Below are 26,530 nucleotides of genomic sequence, written 5' to 3'. Positions count from 1 at the left end.
CATGGAATTCGGAGTGGTGCTGCAGACCGACCCGCCGGCAAGCGATGTCGTACGGCTGATGAAAGAGGCCGAGGCGCGCGGTTTCCGGTACGGGTGGACGTTCGATTCGTGCGTGCTGTGGCAGGAGCCGTTCGTCATCTACTCGCAGATTCTGGCGAACACGTCGAATCTGACCGTCGGGCCGATGGTGACGAATCCGAGTACCCGGGACTGGTCGGTGACCGCGTCCCTGTTCGCCACGCTCAACGACATGTTCGGCAATCGGACGGTGTGCGGGATCGGGCGGGGTGATTCGGCGCGCCGGGTGATCGGGCAGAAACCCGCGTCGCTGGCGACGTTGGGCGAGTCCATGCATGTGATCAGGGAGCTGGCGGAGGGTCGGGAAACCGAACTGCACGGGTCACCGGTGCGCATTCCGTGGGTGCGCGACGGGCGGCTGGAAATCTGGATGGCGGCCTATGGGCCGAAGGCGTTGAAGTTGGTCGGCGAGCACGCGGACGGGTTCATTCTGCAGACGGCGGATCCGGCGATCGCGAAGTGGACGATCGAGTCGGTGCGCAGCGCGGCGCGGGAGGCTGGGCGTGATCCTGGGGGGATCACCATGTGCGTGGCTGCGCCTGCGTACGTGGGCGACGATCTGGCGCACCAGCGGGATCAGCTTCGCTGGTTTGGCGGAATGGTGGGCAATCATGTGGCCGATCTGGTGGCGCGCTATGGCGAATCGGGGCCTGTGCCGCATGAGCTGACTGAATACATCCGGGAGCGTGAGGGGTACGACTATTCGCATCACGGGAAGGCGGGGAATCGGTCGACGGATTTCGTTCCCGATGAGATTGTGGATCGGTTTTGTTTGTTGGGGACGGCGGATCGGCATGTGGAGCGGTTGAACGAGCTGGCGGAGATTGGGGCGGATCAGTTCGCGGTTTATCTGATGCACGATCAGCGGGAGCAGACGCTTGCGGCTTATGGTGAGCAGATCATTCCTCGGGTGGGGGCGGCGGTGGGGTGATCTGCGTTCTGGGCTTGGGGTGATCTCTGCGGGTAATCGGAGGCGGCGGCGCGGTATTGTGCGGGCCGATTCTCACAAGTCAAGGGCGCCTTCGGCGTCGGCTTCGCCGATTCCTCGCTAGCGCTCGTCACCCTTGACTTGCGAGCCTCGATCGGCCCTAATCGCAGGCGCTACGGGCAGGCTCCGCCTGCCTTTTGCCCGTACCGCGCCGCCTCTGGTGACGGCGATCGACCAGCGGGTTTCACCTGGTCGAGTGACGCTTTCCGGGGTCGCGATCCGATAGACTCGAACGTATGTTCGAAACGGTTGGGGATGTGCTTGACGAGATCATCGCGTTGCAGCGGATGCGGCGGGAGATCGACGGGCGGCTGATTCGCTTGCTCGATGAATTCGGGCGGGCCTATCCATCGCGTGATGACGGCAGGCCGGGGATGGCGAGTGTGGAGCTGGCGGCCGCTTTGAAAATGGATCAGCCGCAAGCTGATTATCGGATCGAGACCGCGCAGCGCATGGTGTCGCGATTGCCTGACACGGTGACTGCGATCGAGAAAGGCTCGATCGATGGATACACCGGGGAGAAGATTCTCCACATTGTTTCTTCTCTGGAGGGCGAGCAGGCGCAGGCGGTGGAGATGGCCGTCTTGCGGGACTGTGCGGAGCGGACCCACAAGCAACTCGTGGATCGGGCGCGTCGGCAGGTGGTGAAGGTCGATCCCGAAGGAGCTGAACGGCGGCGGCAGGTGCGGTTGCGGGATCGGGCGGTGCACCACGAACCGCTCGAAGACGGGATTGGGGAGCTGTTGATCACCGGTGCGTCCGATCGGACGATGGCCGCCTATGCGTTGATCGACCGGTGTGCGCGGCAGATCAAGCGCGCCGGCGACGACCGCACCCTCGCCCAGATCCGGGCTGATGTGGCGCTGGATCTATTGCTGGGCAAGGACAACAGCCGCCGCAAAGTCGTCGTCTACGTCACCGTGCCAGCCACCGTATTGGCCGGGATCTCCGATCAGCCCGGCGAACTCGCCGGGTACGGGCCGTTGACCGCGCAAGCCTGCCGCGAACTCGCCGATCAGCACTCCACCTGGCGGCGCATGCTCACCGATCCGATCGACAACACCGTGCTCAATTTGGGGCGCAAACGGTATCCGTCAGCGGCGTTGGCCGAACACGTCCAGGTGCGGGACAAGACCTGTCGCGGGCATGGGTGTCACCGGCCCGCCGTGTCCTGCGAGATCGACCACACGCTCGCCTACGGTGATGGCGGGGAAACGTGGGACGGCAACCTCGGCCCCTTCTGCGAACAACACCACCACGCCAAACACGACAACGGATGGACCGTCGAACAACCGAAACCGGGCCACTTCACCTGGACCAGCCCACTCGGCCGCACCTACGACTTGCCACCCGACGAACCACCGTTCTGAAGTCTGGCGAGTTCCTCTTCGACGTCGTAGTCCGGTCCCGGCAATTGGGGCTTCATGTCGCGCAGGGTTTCCAGCAGCAGATTCGCGACCGCCCAGTTGCGGTACCACTTCCGGTTCGCCGGGATCACGTACCAGGGCGCCGTGCGGGTCGAGCATTTCGACAGCATCTCGGCGTACGCGGCCTGGTAGTCGTCCCACTTCGCGCGGCTGTTCAGGTCGCCGGGATTGTGCTTCCACTGCTTCGTCGGATCGTTGAGCCGCGCCGCTATCCGCTCGGCCTGCTCGTCCTTGGAGATGTGCAGGAAGCACTTCACGATCGTGGTGCCCGCGTCGGTGAGCTCCGCCTCGAATTCGTTGATCTCGTCGTACCGGCCGCGCCAGATGGCCTCGGGCACCAGGTTCTCCACCCGGGGCACGAGCACGTCCTCGTAGTGCGACCGGTCGAAAACCCCGATCTGGCCCGCGGCGGGCAGTTCGCGGCGAATCCGCCACAGGAACGGGTGCCGGCGCTCGGCCACGGTGGGCTTCTTGAACGAGGCGATCGACAAGCCCTGCGGGTTCACCAGACCGCACACGTGCCGGATGGTTCCACCCTTGCCGGACGTGTCCATCCCTTGCAGCACAAGGAGAACCCGCCGTTCGCCACCGGTGACACCTTCGGCGTACAACGCCTCCTGCAAGCCCGCCAACTCGTCGGCGACCTCGTCCAGATTCTTCGCCGCCTTGGCCTTCGAACCCGGACCGACCGGCGTGTCGTCCGGCGCGAGTGCGAACGATCGGGTCCGGCCGCGACGTACTCTCAACGCGTCCCGAACGGACGGCTCACTGGCATCCTTCTTACCCATGGACGGAGAGTAGACGCGTCACCCCGATTTCGCGCGCCGCAACAATCAATCGTGTGATGCGAGATCGGCGCAACAAAGTGCCGCAGTAAGCAACGCCCAGCGGATGAACCAGACGCATCCGGCCCCTTAGCCTGAAGGCATGACCGTGACTGCCGATCGCCCCACCGCGGGCACGCCCACCACGCCGGCTGACTTCGTCGCGCTCGACGAGCAGTGGAGCACACACAACTACCATCCGCTCCCCGTCGTGATCGCCGAGGCCGAGGGTGCCTGGGTCACCGATGTGGACGGTCGCCGGTACCTCGACTTCCTCGCGGGCTACTCCGCGCTTAACTTCGGCCACCGGCACCCGGCGCTGATCGCCGCCACGATCGAGCAACTTGGCCGCGTCACGCTCACCAGCCGCGCCTTCCACCACGACCAGCTCGGCCTGTTCTGCCGTGAGCTGGCCGAACTCACCGGCACCGACCTGGTGCTGCCGATGAACTCCGGCGCCGAGGCGGTCGAGTCGGCGGTCAAGGTCGCCCGGAAGTGGGCCTACCGGGTGAAGGGCGTTCCGGACGGCACCGCTGAGATCGTGGTCGCCGGTTCGAACTTCCACGGCCGCACCACCACGATCATCTCCTTCTCCACCGATTCGGTGGCGCGCAACGACTTCGGGCCCTACACGCCTGGCTTCTCCGTGGTGAGGTACGGCGACGCCGAGGCGCTCCAGGGCGCGATCACCGACCGCACCGCCGCCGTGCTGGTCGAGCCGATCCAGGGCGAGGCCGGCGTGCTCGTGCCGCCGCCCGGCTACCTGCGCGAGGTGCGCCGGATCTGCGACGAGAACAACGTCCTGATGATCGCCGACGAGATCCAGTCGGGTCTCGCGCGCACCGGTGAGCTGCTCGCGCTGGACCACGAGGGCGTGCGCGCCGACCTGTACACGCTCGGCAAGGCGCTCGGCGGCGGCGTGCTCCCGGTCTCCGCCGTGGTCGGCCGGCACGACGTGCTCGGCGTGCTGCGGCCCGGCGAGCACGGCTCCACCTTCGGCGGCAACCCGCTGGCCTGCGCGGTCGGCCGCGCGGTGATCAAGCTGCTGGCCACCGGCGAGTTCCAGGAGCGCTCCCGCACCCTCGGCGCGCACCTGCACGCCCGGCTCGGCGAACTGGTCGGCAACGGCGTCGCCGAGGTGCGCGGCCGCGGGCTGTGGGCCGGTGTCGAGATCGCCCCCGGCGGGCCGAGCGGGCGCGACGCGTCCGAGGCACTGGCCGGCAAGGGCGTGCTGTGCAAGGAAACGCACGACACCACGCTGCGCGTCGCTCCCCCGCTGGTGATCAGCCGGGAGGATCTCGACCACGGCATCGACGCGATCGCCGAGGTGGTGGCTCGTTGACCATGGCACTCGATGACCACCGCGTCGTCGTCACCGCCGCCGGCCGCGACTTCGGGCGCACGCTGGCCATCCGGCTCGCCGACCTCGGCGCCGAGGTGTTCCTGTCGGCTCGCACGCTGGAGGCCGCCCAGCGCACCCGCGACGAGATCGACCAGCGGGGCGGACGAGCCCACGCGTTCGCCTGCGACCTCACCGACCCGCCGTCCATCGCCGCCTTCGCGCGCGATGTCGAGGAACGCGCCGGCCGGGTCGATGTGCTGGTCAACAACGGCGCCCGCTACCTGGACGGCGCGGACCTGCTGTCGGCCTCCGACACGGACGTCGTCGACACCATCGCCTCCGGTGCGACCGGCACGGTCCTGGCGACCAAGGCCTTCCTGCCCCTGCTCCTGCGGTCGGACAAGCCCGACATCCTCACGATGATCTCCAGTGCCGGAACCGCCGGCCACCAGCGCTCCACGGCGCACGATGCCTTCTACAGCGCCAAGAACGCGCAGGGCGGGTTCGCCGAGATCCTGTCCAAGCGGCTGCGCTCGCAAGGAGTCCGCGTCATCTCGCTCTACCCGCCGGACTTCGTCAACACCGATCCGCTCTCGCCGGAATGGTTGACCACGCCGAGGAGCGCGAAGGATCCGCTCACGAGCCAGTCACTGGTCGACTGCGTCGTCTTCGCGATCAGCCGGCCGCGCGACTGCTTCATCAAGGCCATCCACTTCGAGGAACCCTGACACCTGTCGCCAGCGTGCGACGGCCGCCCGCGACACCAGGTACAGCGCGATCGCATTCAGCGTGTGCCACCAGTAGTGCGTGCCGATCGGCATCGAGTCGCACAGCGGGCGGTCCAGGGTGCGCAGGGTCAGCGACACGGCGAACACCACACCGGCGGCAGCGAACATCCGCCAGTGCGGCCGCGCGTCGACCGGCCCGGCGAACCGCAGCCAGCCGGCGAACGCCAGCACGGCGACCAGGGCCGCCGCGTACATGCCGGAGCCGCCGGGGATCACCCGGCCCAGGGTCACCGACACCAGCCCGGTGAACAGCACGAACACCCCGACGCCGACCAGCGCCAGCCGCCAGCGCAGGCCGGCGAACCAGTGCGTGAACACCGCGACGTAGTGCAGCAGGAACACCGCGATGAACAGCACGTCGAGCAGGCCGCCCCAGCGGGTCGCGGTGGTGTGGAAGGCCGTGCTGCCGAGGAACACCAACGCGATGAGCACCGGCAGCGCGGCGATACTGGCCGGCACGCGGCGGCCGTCGGTGGTACGCAGGCTGATCCACACCGCGACCGCGGCGACCGCGAACGCCAGGTTGCTCAGCGCGTTGAGCGGCTCGCCCCACAGTCCGGGCTCGAGCCGCTCGCAGTAGCTGTCGACGTAGGTGTCCAGCTGCACGGGTTCACCCTAACGAGGCTGGGCCGGTTTCGGTGTGGCGCTGTGAGCTTGATCCGGCACGAGGGGTAACGTGGCCCACCTGCCGCCGTACGACGGTCCCTGCGCGCGTACCTCTGCCCCACCGCGACGGAAGGACTCGGGTGACCGACACTCCGATCTACGACCAGATTCGCCACGAACTCGCGTCTCGGCATGCCGCCGAGTCGGAATCCACCGGTAAGCGTGGCGCGAGCGGATCACGTAGCGCGGTGTCGGTGTGGTCGTTGGTCAACGAGCGTCAGGGGGACCGCTCGGGTCGCCGTCGCGCCTGAGTGCCTCCCGCACCGCGAGCCTCCCGGCCACCGTGAACGCCATCTCGTTCGAGTCCACCTCGTGCATGCGGATTCGCCGCACCGTGACCGCCACCGCTGGCGCCGCCCCGATCTCGGCCAGCTCCGCGCAGACGCCCTCGCCGAGCGCCTCGACGTACCGCGGCACGTCCTCCGGGAACGAGTAGTCGCCGGTGTCGACGTCGGCGGCGACACCGATCGTGACCCCATCGGCAGCCGGCTCGAAGTCGACATCGACGATGGCGACCTGACCCGGCCCACTGGTCTGCCTGATGTGCCGCACGTGCACCCCGAGGACTGGCCTCCCCGGAAACGTGCTCATGTGTGGACCGCCGCGTCCCGTGCGAGCGCGATCAGCCGGCTCGTGGCGCGCAGGTACTTCTTCCGGTACCCGCCGAGCAGCATCTCCTCGGTGAAGATCGCCGACAGCGGTTTCCCTGACACCACAACGGGAATCGCCCTGTCGTACAACCGGTCGACCAGTGCCACCACACGCAGCGCGACCGCCTCGTCGGCCACCGGCTCGACCTGTCGCAAGTGGACGGTGGTGACCTCGTCGACGAGCCGGCCGTAGCGCGACGGGTGCAGCCTGGCCAGGTGCGCGCACAGCTCGGCGAAACCGTCCACAGTGGACCCCGGCGTGGTGGCGGCACTCGCCTCCAGGTCCACATCGGACAGTGGATTGGGCGCGTCGGGCAGACCGCGATGGCGGTAGTCCGGCCCGTCCACCCGCACCACGGTGAACCGGGCCGACATGGAGTGGATCTCGCGCAGGAAGTCCTCGGCGGCGAACCGTCCCTCCCCCAGCTTGTCCGGCAGCGTGTTGGACGTCGCGGCCACGAACACCCCGGCGTCGGTCAACTCCCGCAGCAGCCGGGTGACCAGCATCGTGTCGCCGGGATCGTCCAGCTCGAACTCGTCGATCGCGAGCAGCCGATGCTGAGACAGCCGGGCGACGGCCTCGGCGAACCCCAGCGCGCCGACCAGGTGGGTCAGCTCGACGAACGTGCCGTACGCCTTCGCCGGACCGGGCACCGTGTGCCACAGCGACGCGAGCAGGTGCGTCTTGCCGACACCGAACCCGCCGTCCAGGTACAGACCGGGCGCGTGCGGCTCGGCGTCACCCCCGCCGAACAACCGTCGCCAGCCCGACTTCGCGCGCGCGGGCGCGGCCACCCGCTCGGCGAACTCCCGGCAGGCGCGCACCGCGGCCGCCTGACTCGGCTCGTTCTCGTTCGGGACGTAGGTGTCGAAGCGGACCCGGTCGAACCTCGGGGGCGGGGTCATCGAGGTGACCAGTTCCTCGGGGTCGACCTCGGGACTGCGGTCGCACAAGTGCGCGGCGGACATGCCGCAGAGCGTAGCCACGTGATGGGATGGACCCGTGCGACAGCTGTGGCCCGAGCCGCTCGACGAGGTGGACGACACACACCTCGAGAAGCTCTACGCGTACCCGGAAAACCTTGTGCGGCCGTGGATCCAGGTGAACTTCGTGAGCAGTACCGACGGCGCGGTGACCGCCGAAGGACGCTCCGAGGGCCTGTCCGGGCCGGCCGATCAACGGATCTTCCGGTTCGGCCGCGACCTCTGTGACGTGGTGCTGGTCGGCGCGGGAACCGCCACCGTCGAGGGCTATCGGGGTATCGGCGTGAGCGGGGTGCGCGGTGAGCGGCGGGCCCGCCTGGGGCTCGCCCCGGTACCGCCGATCGCCGTGGTCAGCGCACGCGGCACGATCGCGCCCGACGCGCCGCTGATCACCGACACCGAGGTGCCGACGATCGTGATCACGTCGGCCGCGGCACCCAAGGGCCGCCGCGCCGCGCTGGCCGACGCGGGTGCGGACGTGGTGGTCGCCGGAGACGACGGCGTGCACCTGCCCACCGCGATGGACGCACTGGCCGAGCGCGGGCTGCTGCGGGTGTGCTGCGAGGGCGGGCCGCGCCTGTTCGGCACGATGATCGCCGACGGTCTCGTGGACCAGCTCTGTCTCACGGTGTCGCCACTGATCACCGGCGGGGACGCGAGCCGGATCGCGGTCGGGCCGCTGTCCGAACGGGCACTCGAACTCGACCTGGCGTCGGTGCTCACCGAGGACGGCTTCTTGATGCTGCGGTACCGGGTGAAGTCTAGTTGATCACCCGGCACCGCATGCCGGTTTGTGGCTAGGCTTGTGCGGGTACAGGGTGATCACTGAGAAGACCACTGCGACGCCGGACATCACCGGGTCGACTCCCAGGGAAGGAGCGCAATCCCATGGCGCAGACCAGCGGCGCGGGCAAGAGCGACGAGAGCAAGGCCATCTCCGGCTCGAGCTCGGCCCCCGCTCGCCTCGCGGACGAGAACTCCGACGGCAAGACGACGATCTCCTCGACCGTCGTGCAGAAGATCGCCGGCATGGCCACCAGGGAGATCTCGGGCGTGCACTCGTTGGGCGGCGGCGTGTCCCGCGCGTTCGGCGCGCTGCGTGAGCGCATCCCGGGTGCGGGCACCGTGTCGACGTCCGGCGTGGCCGTCGAGGTCGGCGAGAAGCAGGCCGCGATCGACCTGGACGTCGTCGTCGAGTACGGCGCCGGCATCGTCGAACTGGCCCGCGCGGTGCGCCGCAACGTGATCACCGCAGTCGAGCGGATGACCGGCCTCGAGGTCATCGAGGTCAACATCGCCGTGAACGACATCCACCTGCCCGACGAGGACGAGGACACCACCGCGCAGTCCCGCGTGGAGTGATCTCGCCGATGTCCCCGCCGACCCCGACGCCCGAGCCAGGCCAACTGGCCGACGAGATCGCCGACGCGGTGCTCGCGCACCCGGCCGTCGCGCGGCTCGACGGCGGGCCGTTCGGCGTGGTCGCCACGCTCGTGCCGGGCCGCAAGGTGATCGGCGTGACCGTGGACGAGTCGGCGGGGGCCGTGGAGATCGCCGTGGTGCTGCTGGCCGGCAACCCGATCCCGGCCGTGGTGGCCGAGCTTCGCGAGCGGGTGCGCGCGATCAGCGGGGCCGGCGCGGTGGACGTGACGGTCACCGACATCGTGGACGGTGACGCGTGAGCGGGCGCACGCCGGAGGAGCGCGCGGCCTACCGCGCGTTCGTCAAGGCGCACCACCCGGATCGCGGCGGCGATCCGGACGCGTTCGTCGCCGGGATCCAGGAACTCAAGGCGAGCCCGCCGCCGACCACCGATCCACCCGTAGTCGTCGTGCGCCGCCCACGAGGCGTGCGCAGGATCGCCGTCCAGGTCAACAAATGGTGGCGCCGGCGCCGCCGCACACGCGTGGTGTGACCATCCGACCCACGAGGAGCCAATCCAGATGAACGCGACCCAGACCGGAATCATCGCGGGGCTCGTGCTCGGCCTCGCGGCGACGCAGGGCTTCACGGCCTTCCTGGTGACACTCGCCGTCGGCTTCGTCGGGCTGGTCGTCGGCCGGATCCTCGACGGGGAGCTCGATCTCGGCGACGTGTTCGGCAGGGGCCGGGACAAGTGACCGACGCCGCCCCCAGCGCCCGCGACGAGGGCCCCGTCCGCCGGCCGCCGGAGGACCGGGGCAAGCTCCGCATCGACCACACCGTGGTGCGCAAGATCGCGCAGTACGCGGCCGACCGCGTGCCGGGCACGACCACGGTGGCCAAGAAGGTGGCCGGCCTCGGGCTCGGCGAGCAGGGATCGGCGGTGCGGGTGGGCGGCGACGGCAACGACGTCGACCTGCACATCGAGCTGGCGCTGCACTACCCCGCGCCGGTGCGCGAGGTCGTCGAGGACGTGCGGGCGCGGGTCACCGAGGACGTCCGCCGGCTCACCTCGTACCAGGTGCGCTCGGTCGACGTGACGATCTCCGCGCTGCTGCCGGACATTCCGCCACGGGTTCGCTAGGAGGTGCGGTGACATGCGGGTCGTCGTCCGGATCCTGTCGTGCCTGCTCGGGCTGGCGCTGGCCGTCGCCGGCGGCCTGGCGGTGCTCGAGATCGCCTGGGCATGGGCGCGGCCGGGCGACCCCGCGCTGCTGATCGACTGGCCGCGGTGGCGCGACGAGCTCGGCTCGCTGCCGTGGAACTCCACCGCCATGCGGGTGACCGCCGGTGTGCTCGCCGGTGTCGGCCTGCTGCTCCTGCTGATGGCGGCCACCGCGCGCCGCAAGGAGGTCCGGCTCAACGACCCGGCCGAGGGTGTCAGCGTCACCACCTCGCCGCGCTCGCTTGCCAGGATCGTCGGCTTCCAGGTGCGCTCGGCGGACAACGTGCGGGCCGCGTCGGTCACGGCCAGCGCGCGCAAGATCCGCGTGCGCGCCACCACCCGGCTGGAGACCGAGGCGCAGTTGCAGCCGCGCCTGATGGAGCTGGTGCAGGAGACCGTGGACGCGCTGCCACTGGTGCGCAGGCCGAAGATCTCCGTGGTCGTCGACTCGCCGAGGGACCGCCGATGACCCGATCAGACGACGAATCCCGGTCCGCCTCCGCGCTGGCCCGCTCCTACCGAGGCGAACGCGTGCTCACCTCGGTGATCGGTCTGGTGGCGCTGCTGGTCGGTGTCGCGGCGCTGGTGGTGGGCGCCGGGTGGCTGGGCACCTATCGCGCGGCGCGCCCGGTGCTCGACCCGATGGCCGTCGACTGGCTGGTGCGCCAGGCCCTCACCGCGCGCATCGCCGCGATTCTGCTCGGGCTGGCAATGCTGGTGCTCGGGTTGATGTGGTTCTTCCGGTCGCTGCGCCCCGAGGCGCGCCCGGATCTGGCGCTGGACAGCACGATCGGCAAGGGGCTGACCGTCACCGCCGGCGCGATCTCCGCCGCGATCGCGGCCGACGCCGAGCAGGTCGACGGGGTGAGCCGGGCGCGGGTGCGCGCCGTCGGCGACCGTGAGCACCCAGCGTTGCGGCTGAGCCTGTGGCTGCGCGACGGGAGCGACGTGAAGACCATCTGGCGGGAGATCGACTCCACCGTGCTGCGCCGCGCGCGCGAGTCGCTCGGCGTCGAGCACCTGCCCACGGCGGTCCGGCTGGAGCTGGGTGCCGCCGAACGGCAGCGGGTGCGCTGACGCTCACGGAGTTCTCACCTCCCGGGTGACACCCTGTGGGCTGTACTCAGGTAGTGACCGAGGAGAAATCGTTGCCCCGCAAGCGTTCCGTGGCCACGCTGGTCGCCGCCGGCACGCTCGCCACGGTCGCCGGGTGCACCGCCGGGCCGTCGATCAGGCCGGCGGTGGTCACCAACGAGGGGCCGGTCCCGCCGGGGCAGACCTCGCAGACCGGCCCGCCGCCGCCTCCCCCGCTGCGCCCGCCGTCGAGCAACTCCGTGCAGTGGAACACCTGTGACAGCGTCATCACCGGACGCTTCGCCACGCCGTTGCCGGCCGGCGTCGAGGTCGAGTGCGCGCGGATGAGTTCGGTGCTCGACTCGCCCTACGCGCCGGGCCGCGGCACCACCCGCCTCACGCTGCTCAAGGCGGGCAACGGGCCGGTGCCGGTGGTCGTGGTCAACGACGTCGACGGGCTGCCGGGCACCGCGTTCGCCGCCCTGCTCGCCGCGAAGCTGCCGCGGGACATGCTGGACCGGATCTCGCTGGTCGGCATGGACCGCAGGGGCACGGGCAGCTCCGAGCCGGTGCGCTGCGTGCCGGAGGAGATCCGCGCCACCCTGCTGGACAACGACCCGGCGCGCCTGGACATGGAGCCGGTGCTGGACGCCGCGCGCCGCGCCGGTCAGCAGTGCGTGATCAACCTGGACAACCGGCTGCCCGCGATCGACACCTGGCGCACCGCGTCGGACCTGGAGAAGCTGCGCAACGACCTCGGCATGCCGCACCTGCACGCGATCGGCAGGGGCGAGGGCTCGCGAGTGCTCACCACCTACGCCGAGCGGTATCCGCGCACGGTCGGGCGGATGGTGCTGGACGGCCACCCCGACCCGTCCGCGGATCGCATGATCGCGCTGGAGCCGGTGCCCGCCGGGCTGGAGGCCACGTTCTCCGCGTTCGCCGCCGCCTGTGTCACCAAGGGCGGCTGTCCGCTCGGGCCGGACCCGAGAGGCGCGGTCACCGCGCTGCTCGAGTCGCTGCGCGCGCGGCCGCTGCCGATCGACGAGGAGCGGTCGATCACGGCGGGCACGGTGCTCGGCATCCTGCGCCAGCAGCTCGCCGAGCCGGAGCAGTGGCCGCAGCTCGCCGCAGCACTGGCGAAGACGCGCGCGGGTGACGCCAGCGGGCTGTCCGCCGCCGCCACGACCATGGTCGACGACGTGCGCGGCCAGCCGCCGAAGCTGGACATCGGCCTGGTCACCGGATGCAACGACACGTCCAGCCGATTGCCCCCGGAACGGTTCAACGCGGCGGCGAAGACCTGGCAGACGCAGTCGCCGCTGTTCGGCGCGCTGGTCGCGCAGGAGCTGGTGGTCTGCAGCCCGTGGCCGGTGCCGACGCAGGCCGTGCCGACACCCAGCGCCAAGGGCACTCCGCCGATCGTCATGCTGGCCACCGCGGCCGACCCGGTGACGCCCCAGGTCGGCACCGAGCGCACGGCCGGCCGGCTGTCGTCCACGTCCACCGTGACCTGGCACGGAACGGGTCACGGCGCGCTCACCCGCTCCTCGTGCGCGACCGACGCGGCCCGTGCGTTCCTCCTGGACGGACAAGTTCCGCGCAACGGACTCGTCTGCCCGCCGTAAGCCGCTAACCCGTTCGGGCGCTCGGGTGGGCAGCGGGCGTCTCTCGGGTTAATGTCCACCTCGTGCGCCGGACAGCGGTCAAGATCAGGTATCTGTGGTGGCAGAGCTGCTACGACGGATTGCTGCACGCTTTCCCGATGGTTGTGGGCGCGCCGCTGTCGCATCGCCACTACCGTGCCAAGTGCACGCACGCCGCCCCGCCGGACGTGACCGACCCCGCGCCGGGCACGCCGAGGTGCGAGCTGTGCGTGATGATGACCAGCCAGGCGCCGACCTGAGGAGCACGATGCGACGCCGAACGCCGTTGCTGCTGGTGATGATCATCCTGACGGCGATCGGTGCGGCGCAGTCCTCCGCGGCACAGCCCTCGGCGTCGCCGCTCCCGCCGGACGTGCCACTGCGCGTGCTCGACTACAACGTGCACACCGGGATCGGCGCGGACGGCAAGCTGGACCTGGCCCGCACCGCCGCCGCGATCGCCGAACAGCGCCCCGACGTCGCGGTGCTGCAGGAGGTCGACGTGCACTGGTCGGAGCGCAGCCAGTTCCGCGATCAGGCGCGCGAGCTGGCGGACGCACTCGGCATGCGGCTGTTCTTCGCGCCGATCTACGACCTCCCGCCGGCCACTCCGGGCGCGCCGCGCCGGCAGTTCGGGATCGCGATGCTGAGCGCCTTCCCGGTCGTGCACGCGCGCAACCACTGGATCACCCGGCTGTCCACCGTGGAGCCGAACCCGGTACCGAAGCCGGCGCCGGGCTTCCCGGAGATCGTGGTCGCCGCCCGGGGCGCGCTGGTGCACGTGTACGGGACGCATCTGGACTACCGGCCGGATCCCGCCGTGCGGGTCACCCAGGTCGAGGAGATGCTGCGGATCATGGGCGAGGACCGGCCGCACGCGCGACGGTTGCTGCTCGGCGACTTCAACGCCGGCCCGGACGCGGCCGAACTCCGTCCACTGTGGACACGACTGCGGGACGGCTGGACGGCTGCCGGCAACACCGGGCCCGGATTCACCTATCCCGCAACGGATCCGACCGCGCGGATCGACTACGTGACGGTCTCGCCCGGCATGCACGTCGGGGCGGTGACAGTGCCGGACACGCTCGCGTCCGACCACCGTCCGGTGAGCGCCGAGCTGGCCGTCCGCCGAGGCCCCTAGACCCGCTCGCCGGGATACTCGTCCGGATCGTCGCCGATCACGCCGTCGTTGGTGCGGAGATCCGACATGCCGGCGAGCCACCGGTTCCCGTGCCATTCGTCGCGCACGGGTTCTGGCGCGGCCGGCTCGTCGTAGCCGGTGTCGTCGGGCCGCTCACGAGCCCTGCCGGCGCGGAAGCCTCGATAGGGCAGCACCCGCTCGCCACGCTGACGCCAACGCCAGCCGAACGGATTGCCGCCGAAGGCCCAGCGCAGCCGCGCGTTGACGTCCTCGCGCTCATCGTTCGCCCGCGCCGCCCGTTCCCGCTGCCACTGCCGGCTGAACCGCCCAGATCTCCGCCGCACGGGCACCTCCCCCAGTCAGCGCCACGGTACGTGAGATGGCCCGCCGCACGCTGTCAAAGCTGAGCGTTCGACCGAGGACCAGCTACCGTGGAGGCATGCTGGCCGGCCCGCCGCTGCCCCATCCCGACGACGACAGCCGTCGGGACCGGTCGCCTGACCGGTTCACCGACGACCTGATCGGCCTGGACCCGGACGACCCGGAGGCCCGGGAGTTCGCCGAGCACCTCGACCGGGTCGAGCGCAGCCAGCCCAACTACACCGTCGAGGGGTATCTCTCCGGTGTCTCCAACTTCGCCGACTCGGCGAACCGGCTCGGCGGCCACCGCCGGGTCACCGCCGGCCTGCTGGTGTGCCTGATCCTGCTCGGCGTGATGGTCGCCGTCTGGGACACGGTCACGTTCTTGCTCGGCAGGTAGCGTGGGGACCATGAAACCTGTTGTTGGTGCGACACCGAGAGTGGTGAAGTCCGAGCAGGAATGGCGCGAGAAGCTGTCCGGCGCGGAGTACGCCGTACTCCGCGAGGCCGGCACCGAGCGCCCGTTCACCGGCGAGTACACCGACACGAAGACGACCGGCGTGTACGAGTGCCGCGCGTGCGGCGCCGAACTGTTCCGCAGCGATTCCAAGTTCGAGTCGCACTGCGGTTGGCCGTCGTTCTTCACCCCGCTCGCCGGCGAGAGCGTGGTGCTGCGTGAGGACCGCTCGGCCGGCATGGCGCGCACCGAGGTGTTGTGCGCGAGCTGTCACAGCCACCTCGGCCACGTGTTCGAGGGCGAGGGGTACGACACGCCGACCGACCAGCGGTACTGCATCAACAGCATCGCGTTGCGCCTGACACCCCAGGAATAGCCACAGGAATAGCCACTTCCCCGATCGCCGGACGGTAGGGTTCCCGCCGCATGCCGAGTGATTGGGGAACCTGTGGACGAGCCGTGGGGCGTCTCGGAGCCGGCGTTCGTCAACATCTACCTGGCCGCGATGTTCGCACCGATGCTGATCGGCATCGTGTGGGGCCGCGTGATCAGGCACCGGGCCGACCGCGGCACCGCGTTCGACCACCGGCAGCTTCCGACGGCGTACCACCTCGGGCTGCTCGTGGACGGCCACCAGCGGCTGATCGAGACGATCGTCGCGAACCTGGTGCACCGGCAGGTGCTCCTGGTCGACGACGCGGGGCGGCTGTCGGCCACCGGCTCGCCGGCCGGTGAGCCGCTCGAGCAGGACGTGCTCGCCTCGGTGGCCAAGCTCGGCGCGCCCACCACCGGCGAGGTCGTCTCCGACCTGAACACGATGGACCCGTTCCACGGCAGCCGCGCGCTCGAGGACGCCAAGCACTTCTTGGCGCGCAACGGGTTGATCGTGCCGGAGGCGTGGAGCCGGAGTCTCAAGTGGACGGTCGCGCTGGCCTACCTCGGCGTGTTCGGCATGGGGCTGACCAGGATCGTGAACGCCATCCGGCTCGAGCGCCCGGTCGAGCCGCTGCTGCTGCTGGTGGTCTTCGCGTTCGTGTTCATGGCGATCGCGTTCGTGCTCATCCGGATACCGTTCCACGACGTGGTGCCGACCAGGACCGGCAAGGCGGTCGTGGCCGACGCACGTCCCGATTCCCTTGGCGGACAAGGGAGCACGTTCGGTTGTGCGGCCGCGGCGGTCGCGATCGGCGGTCTGGCCATGTACCCGGACGCCGGTCTGATGCGGGCACTGGCCCAGCCGCAGTCGGCGGAGAGGTGAGCTGATGGACGAGCCGTGGGGCCTGTCCGGCGAGCAGTTCCTCGAGATCTACGCGGCGGCGATGTTCGCGCCGCTGATGGTGGCGGCGATCGGCGCGCTGGTGATCCGCCGCCTCGCGGACCGAGCCGAGCCGTTCGACCACACGAACCTGCCCACGACCTACCACCTCGCCTACCTCGCCGGCGGGTGCGCGCGACTCGTGGAGACCGTCATCGCCGAGTTGACCCACCGGCAGCTCCTGCGGATCAACGGCGAGGGGCGGCTGTCCACCACTGGATCGGGCACCGACAAGCCGCTCGACCCGCTCGAACAGGAGGTGCTGGACACCGTCCAGCGCAAGGGCACACCGAGCGCGTCGATCGTGGTCACCGCGCTGGCCGACGGCCCGCTGCTAGGGCTGGACCGGATCCAGGAGGAGCTGCTGCGCGACCGGCTCGTCGTACCGGCGGCGTGGCGCATGCGGGTCCGCCGCACGGTGGCAGGCCTGTACCTCGCCGTCCTCACGATCGGCCTGGCCAGGCTGATCGTCGGAATCTCCCTGGACCGCCCGGTCGGCTCGCTGCTCGGGATGCTGTTCGGCGTGCTGCTGCTCACCGGCGGCGCGCTGGTCGCCGCGAAGGGCCTCACCCAGGAGGTGCTGCCGACAAGGACGGGCCGCGCGGTGATCGAGGGCGCGACCGCCGACCGGCCGAGGCGGCTGTCCCTCGACGCGGACAGCGCCGCGCTGCCGGCGATCGCCGCGGCCGTGGGGATCGGCGGGTTCGCCGCGCACCCGGACGTCGACGTCAGGCACGCGCTGGCCCCACCGTCCGCACCGCCTGCCTCGTCCGGCGATTCGGGCGGGTCGTCCTGCTCGTCGTCGAGCGGGTCGAGTTGTGGCGGCGGCGGTTCGAGTTGCGGAGGATGAACGGCATGGAGGACCTGGGAGTCGGCATCGGCTGGCGGTCCGAGATCGACCTGTCGGTGGAGCGCATGGCCGGCGTGGACTTCGTCGAGGTGGTCGCCGAGAACCTGCACACCGATCACCTGCCGGAGTCGCTCCGCGTGCTGCGCGAGCGTGGCGTGCCGGTGCTGCCGCACGCGGTGTCGCTGTCCCTCGGCGGTGCGGAACCCCTTGACACGCAACGGGTCGAGCACCTCGCCGCGGTGGCGCGCCTGGTGGACGCTCCACTCGTGAGCGACCACGTGTGTTTCGTGCGGGCCGGCGGTCTGGACTCCGGGCACCTGATGCCGCTCCCCCGCACCCGCGAGGCGCTGGACGTGCTGGTGGCCAACGTGAAGACCGCGCAGTCCATTGTGGACACCCCGTTCGCGCTGGAGAACATCGCCGCGCTGCTGGAGTGGCCGGACGCCGAGCTGACCGAGGCGCGGTTCCTGTCCGAACTGGTCGAGCGCACCGACTGCCTGCTGCTGATCGACGTGGCGAACCTGTACGCCAACGCGCGCAACCTGGGCACCGATCCGGCCGCCATGCTCGACGAGCTGCCGCTGGAACGGCTGGCCTACGTGCACGTCGCGGGCGGCGTCGAGGTGAACGGCGTCTACCACGACACTCACGCGCACGCGGTGCCGCAGGAGGTGCTCGACGTGCTCGGCGAGCTGTGCGCGCGCCGCCGCCCGCCGGGTGTGCTGCTGGAACGCGACGACCTCTACCCCACCGACGCGGAGCTGGCCGGCGAGCTGGCCTCGATCCGGGACGTGCTGGCGGCACACGCGTGAGCCGGGAGGAGCTGGCCGAACAGCAGGCCGCCCTGCTGCGGGCACTGCTGGCCGGCGGCGAGGTGCCGCCCGGATTCGACGCCGAACGGCTGCGCGTCGAGGCGGATGCCTTGCTGGCCAAGCGAAGGCGGGTGGTGGCGATGCTGCGGCCGGACCTGCCGGAGGCGCTCGGCGCCCGCTATCGCGAGCTGTTCGACACCTACGGAAGGGCGCACCCGAGGCATGTCGGCACCGGGATGCGCGCCGACGCCAACGCGTTCGCCGACTGGCTGCGCGAGCGTGGCGAGATCAGCGCGCCGCCGAAACGGTCCGCGCTGGCCCGCCTGTTGCGCCGCCGAGACTGACACCGTGCAACCATCGGGCGGTCGAGTCCGTCTTCCAGGTATGGCACGGAAAACGGTGTTCGTGACACTGGCCGCGGCCGGCACGCTGCTCGTCGGCTGTGGGAACAGCCCCGCCGCGCCGCGTGCCTGCACGCTGATGGCCGCGCTCAACGGCATCACGGTCGACATCGATCCACCGCTCGCCGATCAGGTACTGAGCGCATCGATCCGCGCGTGTTGGGCGACCGCCTGCCGCGACGAGACCGTACCGCTCTCGCCCGCCACCAGGAGCGCGCCGACGACCTGCACCGGCAACGCACCGACCGACGTGTGCGGTGCGCAGGCGCTACCGACGGGCGGCAAGCACGGCTTCGTGAATCTCGCCGGCATGCCGGACAGTCCCGTCGAGGTGACCCTGACGCTGCGTTCCGCCGACACCGAGCCCCTGGTACACAAGCAGCTCACCGTCGACCCGGTGATGGCCAATCCCAACGGCCCCGGCTGCGGCGGTGACGCGGCACAGGCCGGTCTGATCGTCACCGCCGACAAGCAGGTACGCCAGCGGTAAGCCTGCAACCTGTTCGCCACCGATCTCGTCTCCGTTGTGTGGCCCACAAACGATGCTCGCGGTGCTGTCCGTGGCCGGCGCGCTGATCGTCGGCTGCGATGCGGGCACGGAGCACGTCTGTCCTGCGGTCGCGACGATCACCGGCATCGGTGTCGACATCGAGCCGTCGCTCGCCGACCACGCCACGATCCGCGCGTGCTGGGCCGACAGGTGCCGCGAGCAGGCCGTGCAGATGTTCACGCCGCCGGCGACCACTCAGATGGCCGGCCGCAAATGGGGAATCGCGATTCTCCCGGACATGCCGGATGCCCCGATCGACGTGACCTTGACCGTGTACACCGCCGATCGTCAGCCGGTCGTGCACGAGCGGCTGACGATCGACCCGGTGATGTCGTACCCTCACGGCCCGGAGTGCGGTGGGGCCGCACAGGCCGGCCTGGTCGTCACCGCCGACAAGCGGGTACGCCAGCGCTAGCCGGCCGTCACCATGAGCGAGCGCGACTCGCGCCGCAGCCCTCGTTCCAGGAGCACGCCGAACACCAGGCTGATGCCCGCCCACAGTGTCAACTGGGTGCCGAGCGAGGCGAGCCGGAAGTCCCACAGCAGGCTCGCCGGGAACGACGGCGGCACCTCGTCGAACCCCGGCAGCACCGCCGCGAGTACGCCGATCACGATCACGTAGCCGACGCCGGCCAGCAGCGTCGCCACCCAGCCGTCGAACCGCGCGGCGAGCTTGCGTCCACAGTAGACGGACAGCACGGCGAGCAGTACGGACAGGCCGATCATGCCGAACGCGAGCCCGGTGCGCTCCCCGATCGTGCCGGGTGAGCCGACGGCCGGCGGGTTCGGCGGGTACACCAGGAACGGCACCAGCGACGCGGCGACGAACCCGCCGACGCCGACCGCCACGACCGTCCCACGTGGACTCAACCGCCCGATTCGCCCGTACGCCACGGCGAACGCCAGCGCGAACAACCCGCCGAGCGCGAGCCCGTACGCGCCGGTCGCGGTGGCCAACCCGAGCGTGCGCTGCACACCGCGGCTGACCACCTCCTCCTCCGCGTGCTCGTGCTCGGCCGGTGCGGTGGCGTGATCACCGTGGTCGTGGGCCGCCGGGGCCGACTCGAGCCCGATGGCCCGCTCCACGGACGGCTCGCCGAACACGGCGGCGAACCCGAACGCCAGCAGTCCTCCGACGATCCCGGCGATCAGGCCCCGCACGAGCAGGGCGCGAACCGAGAACGTCGCGTCATCGCTCAGTGGCACGGGAAGCCCAGCAGGTGCCGGCCGTCGTGCACGAACTCGTGCACCCATTCCCCGGAGACCAGGGAGACCGCGCCCTGCTCGGCGCCGACGAAGTAAGTCACCAACAGCATGAGGACTCCGGCGAAGATCGCCCACGGCAGGGCGGCGCGGAGTGGAACCGCAACCGGAAGCGGCACGGCGGGCTGGGACACCGATGTGGACACGGACATCGGGAACCTCCTTTGGGCTACACGCGGCCCAGTCGATGGAGCTGCGACGACGGAGGGTCTGACTCACGGTCCACATTGGACCGTTCACAGTGGCGCGGCCGTGCCGGGATCTCACCGGCTTCCTCGTTGCCGTCGTTGGACTGGCGGAACCTATTCTGAGGCACGTGGCACTGTCAACGAATCGGCCGTCAGTGTGACGACCCGCTTGTCACTGATCTCGCCCGGCGTCACCGAGGCGACTCGGCGAGCCGCCTTCCCCGCCGACGAGCCGCTGCTCGACCACACCCCGGTCGCCGCCGACCTCGGCCGGCTCGACGCCGCGTGGCACGCACCCGCGCTGCGCTGCGTCCAGACCGCGGGCGTGCTCGGTCTGGACACGATCGCCGAGCCGGCGCTGGACGGCTGGCGGTACGGCTCGTGGGCCGGCCGGACGATCACCGAGCTGGCCGAGTCCGACCCCGGCCTGGCCGCCGCCTGGCGCGCCGACCCCGATTTCTCCCCGCCCGGTGGGGAGTCGCTGCGCGCCCTGCTGCGCCGCGCCGTCACCTGGATGGACGCACTGCCCGGCGAGCACCGCCGCCTCGCCGCCGTGGCCGACGGTTCCATGATCAAAGCGGCTGTCGTGCACGCGATCGCCGGGACGCCTGAGTCGTTGTGGCGCCTGGATATCCGTCCGTTCACAGTCACGGTCCTGCACACTGACGGCCGCCGATGGTCACTGCGTGCGATCGGTCAACCGCTGAACGGCTAAACGTTCGGGTGGCGCTTTCACCCGGTTGACGTGTATCGCCTGTGGGGGTTTCCGCGACTGCAATACGTAGGCATTGTCGGGCGTGGGCGGGAACAGGTGGCGAAGGAAGAGAACGGGGCGCGACAGGGGACGCCCCCCTACGCCGCTGGCATGGGGCTGCTTCGAGGACACACCCTCCTCCAGGACCTGATCGACCGAGCGACGGCCGCCGTCGCGACGCAGGAGCGCGTGCACCGGCTGCTGAACGCCGTGGTGTCGGTCGCCAGCGACCTGTCGCTGCCGGACGTGCTGTACCGGATCGTCGAATCCGGCTGCGATCTCGTCGGCGCCCGGTACGGCGCGATCGGCGTCATCGGCATCGACCGCCAGCTCGTCGAGTTCATCCACGTCGGCATCGACGACGAACTGCGCGAGCGGATCGGCGACCTGCCCACCGGCAAGGGCATCCTCGGGCAACTCATCGCGGACCCGAAACCGTTGCGGCTCAAGAACTTGCACGCGCACCCCGCGTCGTCCGGCTTCCCGCGGAACCACCCGCCGATGCGCTCGTTCCTCGGCGTGCCGGTGCACGTGCGCGGCGAGGTGTTCGGCAACCTCTACCTGACCGAGAAGCTCGACGGCGGCGAGTTCACCGAAGAAGACGTCGACGTCGTGGTGGCGCTCGCCGCGGCTGCCGGCATCGCGATCGAGAACGCCCGGCTGTACGCGCAGAGCTCCCAACGTGAGCGGTGGCTGCGCGCGTCGCACCAGGTCACCACCGCACTGCTGGGCGGAGTGGCCGACGAGGACGGGCTGCGCCAGATCGCCGAGCGGGCCATGGAGGTGGCCGGCGCGGTGCACTCCGCCGTGGTCATGCCGGACGACATCGGCGACGGGCTGCTGCACGAGATGATCGCCGGCGAACTGACCCACGATCTCGCCCAACTGCGCCTGCCGATCGCGGACTCGATCGCCGGTGACGTGTTCACCTCCGGCGTGAGCCGTGTGCTGGACGACTTCGGGCAGGCGCTGCAGAGCCGGCTCAGCAGCGCGATGCTGGAGAGCGTGCCGATGTCCGCCAAGGAACTCGGGCCCGCGATGCTCGTGCCGCTCGGCGCGGGCCAGCATCTGCTCGGCGTGCTCGTGCTGGCCAGGGCGCGCGGCGAGGCCAGGTTCGAGGAACCCGAGGTCCAGATGGCGCAGGCGTTCGCCAGGCAGGCGGCGCTGTCCATCGAGTTCGCCCGGTCGCAGGACGACCGGCACCGGCTGGCCGTGTACGCCGACCGCGACCGGATCGCGCGCGATCTGCACGACCAGGTGATCCAGCGGCTGTTCGCGATCGGCATGGGGCTGCAGGGGCTGAGCCGGGTGATGCGCCCGTACCTCGCCGACCGGATGACCGGATTCGTCAGCGACCTCGACGCGACGATCCAGGAGATCCGGCGCACCATCTTCTCGCTGCAGGAGCCGCCGGACGGACCGGTGCGGGTGCGCGGTGGCGTGCAGCGGCTCATCTCGGAGATGACCGGGGCGCTCGGGTTCGAGCCCACGGTTCGGCTGTCCGGTCCGCTCGACTCGGTGGTCCCCGACGAGATGCAGCAGGACCTGCTCGCCACCCTGCGCGAGACGCTGTCCAACATCGTCAAGCACGCCCACGCCTGCTCGGTGACCGTGACCGTGACGGTCGACCGCTCCGCGACCGAGTTGGCGCTCCGGGTGTCCGACGACGGGCCTGGGATGCCGGAGCAACCACTGCGCCGAAGCGGTCTGCTCAACATCGCCGACCGCGCGCACCGGTGGGGCGGGCGCTGCGACATGGAGTCGGCCAGCGGCAACGGCACGACGGTCGCCTGGGTCGTGCCGATCGAAGGGGTTGGGTGAGCGTCATGATCAGCGTCTTCCTCGTGGACGACCACGAGATCGTCCGGCGCGGGCTGCGTCAGCTTCTCGAGGTGGAGCACGACATCGAGGTGGTCGGCGAGGCCGCGACCGCCGCGCAGGCGCTGGCCCGCATTCCCGCCGTGCGCCCGATGGTCGCGATCCTGGACGTCCGGCTGCCCGACGGCGAGGGCGTGACCGTGTGCCGGGAGGTGCGATCGATACTGGACCCGCCGCCAGCGTGCCTGATGCTGACTTCGTTCTCCGACGACGAGGCGCTGTTCGGGGCGATCATGGCGGGTGCCGCGGGCTACGTGCTCAAGCAGGTGTCCGGCACCGACCTGGTGGCGACCGTGCGCACGCTGGCCGAAGGCGGCTCGCTGCTCGACGCGGGTGTCACCGCGGCGGTGCTGGAGCGGCTGCGCGGGCACGGCAAGGCGGAGGACCCGAGGTACAAGACGCTCAGCCCGCAGGAGCGGCGCATCCTGGAGCTGATCGCGGAGGGCCTGACCAACCGGCAGATCGCCGGCAAGCTGTACCTGGCCGAGAAGACCGTGAAGAACTACGTGTCCGCGCTGCTGCACAAGCTCGGGTTCGACCGCCGAACCGAGGCGGCCGTGTACGCCACCCGCAGGCGCGGCGCCCGAGTGCGCGGCGACGGTGTCACGCCGCCAGGAGCCTGACCGGCCGATAACGTCTGAGGCGTGACAGCTCGTAAGAACACCGGCGGCACAGCCGTCACGGTGCAAACCGGCGATGTCATCGCGTTTCGACTCCACGCACACCATCTCACCAATCGGAAACCGGTCGCCGATCTGCACGAGGTGGCGGGTGCGTGTGCGATTCAGAACAGTCCACCGGGGTCCGCACTGGCCGCGTTGGGTGCCCGCGTCGACAATGTGACGCGGGAACGAGTCGACGAACTCGCCGGCGAGGAGAAAAGCCTGCTGCAGACCTGGTGCATGCGTGGCTCGCCGTTCTATTTCCCGACCGTCGACGCGTCGGTGTTCACCACCGGCGTCCTGCCGGCCACCGAGACGGCGCGAGTGCATCTGATCATCGGTGTCGAGGGGGCGCTGAACGAACTCGGGATGGGGCTCGACGAGGCGGTCGAGATCACCGCCGAGGAGATCGAGGCCGTGCTCGCGGGGCGGCGGCTGGCGATCAACGAACTCGGGGAAGAGCTGGCCGAGCGCATCGCGGGCGCACTGTCACCCGCCCAGCGCAAGACGTGGCAGGCGAATGGGCCCTACGGCACGAACCAACCGCTGGGTGAGGCCGTCGTGCATTTCTGCGTCCGGATTCTGACGTTGCGCGGAATCGTCTGCTTCGCACCGCGCAGCGGGAACAAGGCGCCGTTCGTCCTGGTCGAGGAATGGCTGGGCGGCCCCCTGCCACAGGCCGACCCCGACAGCGCCCGCGCCGCCCTGCTGCGTCGCTATCTGCATTGCTACGGCCCGTCCACCCGCAAGGATTTCGCCGCCTGGATCGGTGTGTACACCGGCGACGTCGACCCGTGGTGGAGCACGCTGGAGGACGAAATCACCCCGGTCGAATTCGACGGCGGCCGGAGGTGGATTCTCACCCAAGATCTGGACACCCTGCGATCACCGCCGGAAACACGCGGGGTGCGGCTCCTGCCGCCACGCGATCCCTACACGCAAATGCGTGATCGAGACACCATCGTCGACAAGCGACACCATCGCGAGGTGTGGAAGACGGTCGGCGAACCCGGCGCGGTTCTGGCCGACGGTGCGGTCGTCGGCATCTGGCGACCTCGCAAGAACGGCCGCACGCTGTCGCTGACGATCAACACGTTCCGGCCGCTGAGCGCCGAACTCCGCAAGCAGCTGCATGACGAGGCGGATCAGCTCGCCGAGCTACGCGGCGCCTCGGCGGTGCGAGTCGAGTTCGAGGAGTAGGCGTCACGCCGCGGGGAGAAACTGGTCGTAGAAGCCCGACTTGAGCTCCACGATCGCGGATTCGGTCTCTCGAAATCCCTGTACGCCGGCCGGCGAGTCGAGCAGCTCCGACAGCCGCGTGCCGAGCTGGTCGGAGTGCGTCAAGGACAACGCCGAGGCGGCGGCGATCGGATGCACTTTCGCATCGTGCACCATGTGCGGATAGTAAAAAGTGGAGCGGTTCTCGCCGGCGACCACGAGGCGGCTTTCCAGTCGCCGCCACAGTTCTTCGTACTCCACCGAGACAAGAATCTCGCCCCAGAATCGGAGACAGGTCACCAGCCGCACGTCCGGGTGGTCGGCCGCCGCCGATGTCGCGATGAGGGACAGCGCACCGGTGATGGCGGTCTTGGTCGCTTCCGACGGCCGCGATGCGACCAGAGCTTCTCTGCTGACGCCGCTGCGGAGGATGTCGTCCCGCATGAGCTCGCGGTGTGACGGCGTGCGCCCGGGAGCCTTGTCGTCGGGGTACTCCTCACGAAGAATCACTCGCGCGATCTGAGCCGCGCGTTCATCGGTCAGGAGGTCGATCGCGAGATCGTAGAACGCGGTGAACGCGAGGGACACGAAGCGACGCTGGAGCAGGAGGGCGTGCAAGGTCGGTTCGGGCAGGGTCTCCAGTTCACGAAACACGGCGTGCTGCCGGAACCGCTCGATCTGCGCGTTCTCGAATTCGTCGAGGTCATTCATTTCGTGCACCCTGTCTAACGGTCGGCGCGGTTGATGTCGATGCTGCGCGGCCAGTCCTTGAGATCGACGTCCTTGCCGATGCCCCACAGGGTGTCCAGCTCGCGTTGAATACTCTGGCCCAGCACGGACTGGGCGCCGACGATCTCGAACTGTGGCGAGTGAATGGCCAGTTGACGGTGCAGGAACACGCCGACGAGGTAGTGATCGTCGGCCCGGTAGACCGAAACGGACGGAAGCGAGTTGTAGACGCGCACCTTGAGGTTGCCGAGACGGCGCTTGTTCACCTGCTGCTGGAGTGTCTCCAGGATGTCGAGACAATGTTTGATACCGGTCTTCACATGGTCGTCCTTCCGATCCACGCCCCGATCGCGCAGCGCGTCGTTGCGAAGACCGGTGACCATGGAGTTCGGATGCAGCAGCATGATGCGGACCTCGGCCCGCTTGTTCACCGCGTTCAGGATGTCACGCTCGAGGTTTTCCAGGTTCGGGATCCAGGTGTTGAGAATCGTCACCTGCTTCGCGTCGCAGACGCGCTCTCCGAAATGCTCGTCCGAGAACTGGTGATGAACCTTGACCAGGCCGGCGTAATGCTCGTGTTTCAGCGTCTCGGCGAGTGCCTGGATATCCAGGCCCGCGAGCCGCTGCTCGATCTTGTCCAACGCCTGCAAGCGATGTATTTCGAAGAGCAGGAAAACAGTGACGGAGGAGAGCACGATGAGCGTCACCTTGGGAATCAGGTCTCCGGACGCCATTTTGTCGAGCAAACCGACGAGGTCGAGCACGACGACCCCGATACCGGTCGCGGCCGTGACGAGCAGGACGACCTTCTCCGCGCCTCGGCGGAACCTTCCAGCCACACGCAACCCCCAGGTCCGGCCACACCGCACGGTGCCGGGGATCTTATCCAGCGTACGAG

Annotated in this window: 36 protein-coding genes and 1 riboswitch; of the genes, 27 read left to right on the top strand and 9 right to left on the bottom strand. The window is 69.8% G+C overall.

Translation table 11 applies throughout. The features are described from left to right. Window position 1: 1 nt before the first annotated feature. Complete coding sequence (locus EV193_RS08660) at window positions 2-1,009, top strand: TIGR03842 family LLM class F420-dependent oxidoreductase (RefSeq protein ID WP_130343460.1); 1,008 nt, start codon at window positions 2-4, stop codon at window positions 1,007-1,009. A gap of 293 nt (window positions 1,010-1,302) precedes the next feature. Further along, window positions 1,303-2,436: an HNH endonuclease signature motif containing protein gene (locus EV193_RS08655; RefSeq protein WP_130343459.1), complete on the top strand. Its 1,134-nt coding sequence runs from the start codon at window positions 1,303-1,305 to the stop codon at window positions 2,434-2,436. Here EV193_RS08655 and EV193_RS08650 read toward each other — a convergent pair. Beyond that, the gene (locus EV193_RS08650) at window positions 2,403-3,281 is read right to left on the bottom strand and encodes a PPK2 family polyphosphate kinase (RefSeq protein ID WP_130343458.1); all 879 of its coding nucleotides are present in this window, start codon (window positions 3,279-3,281) and stop codon (window positions 2,403-2,405) included. The two genes, EV193_RS08655 and EV193_RS08650, sit on opposite strands and share 34 nt — an antisense overlap. 139 nt (window positions 3,282-3,420) lie before the next feature. Between EV193_RS08650 and rocD the strand changes: the two genes are divergently transcribed. Both rocD and EV193_RS08640 read left to right on the top strand, forming a co-directional pair. After that, the gene (gene rocD / locus EV193_RS08645; RefSeq protein WP_130343457.1) at window positions 3,421-4,659 is read left to right on the top strand and encodes an ornithine--oxo-acid transaminase; all 1,239 of its coding nucleotides are present in this window, start codon (window positions 3,421-3,423) and stop codon (window positions 4,657-4,659) included. Between the two features lie 2 nt (window positions 4,660-4,661). After that, window positions 4,662-5,387: an SDR family oxidoreductase gene (locus tag EV193_RS08640; RefSeq protein ID WP_130343456.1), complete on the top strand. Its 726-nt coding sequence runs from the start codon at window positions 4,662-4,664 to the stop codon at window positions 5,385-5,387. Here the strand turns inward: EV193_RS08640 and EV193_RS08635 are convergent. The 3 genes from EV193_RS08635 to zapE all read right to left on the bottom strand — a co-directional run bounded on the left by EV193_RS08635 (window position 5,307) and on the right by zapE (window position 7,732). Further along, entirely contained in the window at window positions 5,307-6,053 is a 747-nt protein-coding gene (locus tag EV193_RS08635) for a ceramidase domain-containing protein (protein ID WP_341273148.1), read from the bottom strand. The two genes, EV193_RS08640 and EV193_RS08635, sit on opposite strands and share 81 nt — an antisense overlap. Window positions 6,054-6,320: 267 nt before the next feature. After that, window positions 6,321-6,704 carry a hypothetical protein gene (locus tag EV193_RS08630; protein WP_130343455.1) on the bottom strand — a complete coding sequence of 128 codons (384 nt, stop codon included), beginning with the start codon at window positions 6,702-6,704 and terminating at the stop codon, window positions 6,321-6,323. Continuing rightward, entirely contained in the window at window positions 6,701-7,732 is a 1,032-nt protein-coding gene (gene zapE / locus EV193_RS08625; RefSeq protein ID WP_130343454.1) for a cell division protein ZapE, read from the bottom strand. Before zapE ends, EV193_RS08630 begins: the two co-directional genes overlap by 4 nt. A 34-nt stretch (window positions 7,733-7,766) precedes the next feature. On the opposite strand from zapE, the gene EV193_RS08620 reads away from it, so the two are divergent. The 11 genes from EV193_RS08620 to EV193_RS08570 all read left to right on the top strand — a co-directional run bounded on the left by EV193_RS08620 (window position 7,767) and on the right by EV193_RS08570 (window position 14,195). Beyond that, complete coding sequence (locus tag EV193_RS08620; protein WP_130343453.1) at window positions 7,767-8,516, top strand: pyrimidine reductase family protein; 750 nt, start codon at window positions 7,767-7,769, stop codon at window positions 8,514-8,516. Between the two features lie 119 nt (window positions 8,517-8,635). Further along, window positions 8,636-9,109, top strand: a complete 474-nt coding sequence (locus EV193_RS08615; RefSeq protein WP_130343452.1) for an Asp23/Gls24 family envelope stress response protein — start codon at window positions 8,636-8,638, stop codon at window positions 9,107-9,109. Between the two features lie 8 nt (window positions 9,110-9,117). Further along, entirely contained in the window at window positions 9,118-9,429 is a 312-nt protein-coding gene (locus EV193_RS08610; protein ID WP_130343451.1) for an Asp23/Gls24 family envelope stress response protein, read from the top strand. Then, complete coding sequence (locus tag EV193_RS08605; RefSeq protein WP_130343450.1) at window positions 9,426-9,662, top strand: hypothetical protein; 237 nt, start codon at window positions 9,426-9,428, stop codon at window positions 9,660-9,662. Before EV193_RS08610 ends, EV193_RS08605 begins: the two co-directional genes overlap by 4 nt. Before the next feature lie 28 nt (window positions 9,663-9,690). Beyond that, on the top strand, window positions 9,691-9,867 hold the full coding sequence (locus tag EV193_RS08600; RefSeq protein ID WP_130343449.1) for a hypothetical protein: 177 nt from the start codon (window positions 9,691-9,693) through the stop codon (window positions 9,865-9,867). Further along, window positions 9,864-10,253 (top strand): Asp23/Gls24 family envelope stress response protein, encoded by a 390-nt coding sequence (locus EV193_RS08595; protein ID WP_130343448.1) that lies wholly within the window; start codon window positions 9,864-9,866, stop codon window positions 10,251-10,253. The genes EV193_RS08600 and EV193_RS08595 overlap by 4 nt, the downstream gene beginning before the upstream one ends. 13 nt (window positions 10,254-10,266) lie before the next feature. Next, a complete protein-coding gene (locus EV193_RS08590; protein ID WP_130343447.1) occupies window positions 10,267-10,803 on the top strand; it encodes a DUF6286 domain-containing protein in 537 nt (178 codons plus the stop codon). Next, a complete protein-coding gene (locus EV193_RS08585; protein WP_130343446.1) occupies window positions 10,800-11,411 on the top strand; it encodes an Asp23/Gls24 family envelope stress response protein in 612 nt (203 codons plus the stop codon). The genes EV193_RS08590 and EV193_RS08585 overlap by 4 nt, the downstream gene beginning before the upstream one ends. A gap of 53 nt (window positions 11,412-11,464) precedes the next feature. Beyond that, window positions 11,465-13,036, top strand: coding sequence for an alpha/beta hydrolase (locus tag EV193_RS08580; RefSeq protein ID WP_130343445.1), 1,572 nt, complete (start codon window positions 11,465-11,467; stop codon window positions 13,034-13,036). A gap of 62 nt (window positions 13,037-13,098) precedes the next feature. Then, window positions 13,099-13,314, top strand: coding sequence for a hypothetical protein (locus EV193_RS08575; RefSeq protein WP_130343444.1), 216 nt, complete (start codon window positions 13,099-13,101; stop codon window positions 13,312-13,314). Between the two features lie 8 nt (window positions 13,315-13,322). Next, window positions 13,323-14,195, top strand: coding sequence for an endonuclease/exonuclease/phosphatase family protein (locus EV193_RS08570; RefSeq protein ID WP_130343443.1), 873 nt, complete (start codon window positions 13,323-13,325; stop codon window positions 14,193-14,195). On the opposite strand, the gene EV193_RS08565 is transcribed toward EV193_RS08570, so the two are convergent. Further along, entirely contained in the window at window positions 14,192-14,539 is a 348-nt protein-coding gene (locus EV193_RS08565) for a hypothetical protein (protein ID WP_130343442.1), read from the bottom strand. The two genes, EV193_RS08570 and EV193_RS08565, sit on opposite strands and share 4 nt — an antisense overlap. 95 nt (window positions 14,540-14,634) lie before the next feature. On the opposite strand from EV193_RS08565, the gene EV193_RS08560 reads away from it, so the two are divergent. The 8 genes from EV193_RS08560 (at window position 14,635) to EV193_RS08525 (ending at window position 19,355) form a co-directional block, all read left to right on the top strand. Continuing rightward, window positions 14,635-14,955, top strand: coding sequence for a hypothetical protein (locus tag EV193_RS08560; RefSeq protein ID WP_130343441.1), 321 nt, complete (start codon window positions 14,635-14,637; stop codon window positions 14,953-14,955). A 10-nt stretch (window positions 14,956-14,965) separates the two neighbouring features. Further along, a complete protein-coding gene (msrB, locus tag EV193_RS08555; protein ID WP_130343440.1) occupies window positions 14,966-15,388 on the top strand; it encodes a peptide-methionine (R)-S-oxide reductase MsrB in 423 nt (140 codons plus the stop codon). Between the two features lie 72 nt (window positions 15,389-15,460). Beyond that, window positions 15,461-16,270 (top strand): TIGR04222 domain-containing membrane protein, encoded by an 810-nt coding sequence (locus EV193_RS08550; RefSeq protein ID WP_130343439.1) that lies wholly within the window; start codon window positions 15,461-15,463, stop codon window positions 16,268-16,270. Window positions 16,271-16,274: 4 nt separating this feature from the next. Beyond that, window positions 16,275-17,177, top strand: coding sequence for a TIGR04222 domain-containing membrane protein (locus EV193_RS08545; protein ID WP_130343438.1), 903 nt, complete (start codon window positions 16,275-16,277; stop codon window positions 17,175-17,177). A gap of 5 nt (window positions 17,178-17,182) precedes the next feature. Next, window positions 17,183-17,989 carry an MbnB/TglH/ChrH family RiPP precursor modification enzyme gene (locus EV193_RS08540; RefSeq protein ID WP_130343437.1) on the top strand — a complete coding sequence of 269 codons (807 nt, stop codon included), beginning with the start codon at window positions 17,183-17,185 and terminating at the stop codon, window positions 17,987-17,989. Next, window positions 17,986-18,333, top strand: a complete 348-nt coding sequence (locus EV193_RS08535; RefSeq protein WP_130343436.1) for an SCO6045 C-terminal-like domain-containing protein — start codon at window positions 17,986-17,988, stop codon at window positions 18,331-18,333. Before EV193_RS08540 ends, EV193_RS08535 begins: the two co-directional genes overlap by 4 nt. Before the next feature lie 40 nt (window positions 18,334-18,373). After that, window positions 18,374-18,880 (top strand): hypothetical protein, encoded by a 507-nt coding sequence (locus tag EV193_RS08530; RefSeq protein WP_130343435.1) that lies wholly within the window; start codon window positions 18,374-18,376, stop codon window positions 18,878-18,880. A gap of 61 nt (window positions 18,881-18,941) precedes the next feature. Continuing rightward, window positions 18,942-19,355 (top strand): hypothetical protein, encoded by a 414-nt coding sequence (locus EV193_RS08525; RefSeq protein WP_130343434.1) that lies wholly within the window; start codon window positions 18,942-18,944, stop codon window positions 19,353-19,355. Here the strand turns inward: EV193_RS08525 and EV193_RS08520 are convergent. Beyond that, window positions 19,352-20,146, bottom strand: coding sequence for a CbtA family protein (locus EV193_RS08520; protein ID WP_242613222.1), 795 nt, complete (start codon window positions 20,144-20,146; stop codon window positions 19,352-19,354). The two genes, EV193_RS08525 and EV193_RS08520, sit on opposite strands and share 4 nt — an antisense overlap. After that, on the bottom strand, window positions 20,137-20,355 hold the full coding sequence (locus tag EV193_RS08515; protein WP_130343432.1) for a CbtB domain-containing protein: 219 nt from the start codon (window positions 20,353-20,355) through the stop codon (window positions 20,137-20,139). Before EV193_RS08515 ends, EV193_RS08520 begins: the two co-directional genes overlap by 10 nt. Window positions 20,356-20,387: 32 nt before the next feature. Further along, window positions 20,388-20,514: riboswitch (cobalamin riboswitch) on the bottom strand. Between the two features lie 34 nt (window positions 20,515-20,548). On the opposite strand from EV193_RS08515, the gene EV193_RS08510 reads away from it, so the two are divergent. From EV193_RS08510 to EV193_RS08495, 4 genes are all read left to right on the top strand, one after another. After that, entirely contained in the window at window positions 20,549-21,106 is a 558-nt protein-coding gene (locus EV193_RS08510; protein WP_130343431.1) for a histidine phosphatase family protein, read from the top strand. A 150-nt stretch (window positions 21,107-21,256) separates the two neighbouring features. Next, entirely contained in the window at window positions 21,257-22,966 is a 1,710-nt protein-coding gene (locus EV193_RS08505) for a sensor histidine kinase (protein WP_130343430.1), read from the top strand. Between the two features lie 5 nt (window positions 22,967-22,971). Next, on the top strand, window positions 22,972-23,646 hold the full coding sequence (locus EV193_RS08500) for a response regulator (RefSeq protein ID WP_130343429.1): 675 nt from the start codon (window positions 22,972-22,974) through the stop codon (window positions 23,644-23,646). Window positions 23,647-23,667: 21 nt separating this feature from the next. Then, on the top strand, window positions 23,668-24,885 hold the full coding sequence (locus tag EV193_RS08495; protein ID WP_130343428.1) for a winged helix DNA-binding domain-containing protein: 1,218 nt from the start codon (window positions 23,668-23,670) through the stop codon (window positions 24,883-24,885). Between the two features lie 3 nt (window positions 24,886-24,888). Here the strand turns inward: EV193_RS08495 and EV193_RS08490 are convergent, their stop codons facing one another. Together EV193_RS08490 and EV193_RS08485 are read right to left on the bottom strand one after the other, a co-directional pair. Next, window positions 24,889-25,614, bottom strand: coding sequence for a hypothetical protein (locus tag EV193_RS08490; protein WP_130343427.1), 726 nt, complete (start codon window positions 25,612-25,614; stop codon window positions 24,889-24,891). A gap of 14 nt (window positions 25,615-25,628) precedes the next feature. Continuing rightward, window positions 25,629-26,471 carry a hypothetical protein gene (locus EV193_RS08485; RefSeq protein WP_242613221.1) on the bottom strand — a complete coding sequence of 281 codons (843 nt, stop codon included), beginning with the start codon at window positions 26,469-26,471 and terminating at the stop codon, window positions 25,629-25,631. Window positions 26,472-26,530 lie beyond the last annotated feature (59 nt).

This window comes from Herbihabitans rhizosphaerae (genome assembly GCF_004216555.1).
In the GTDB taxonomy this organism is placed as follows: Bacteria; Actinomycetota; Actinomycetes; order Mycobacteriales; family Pseudonocardiaceae; genus Herbihabitans; species Herbihabitans rhizosphaerae.
Note: the sequence above shows the minus strand (reverse complement) of the source record. Positions and strands in the feature narration are given on the sequence as shown.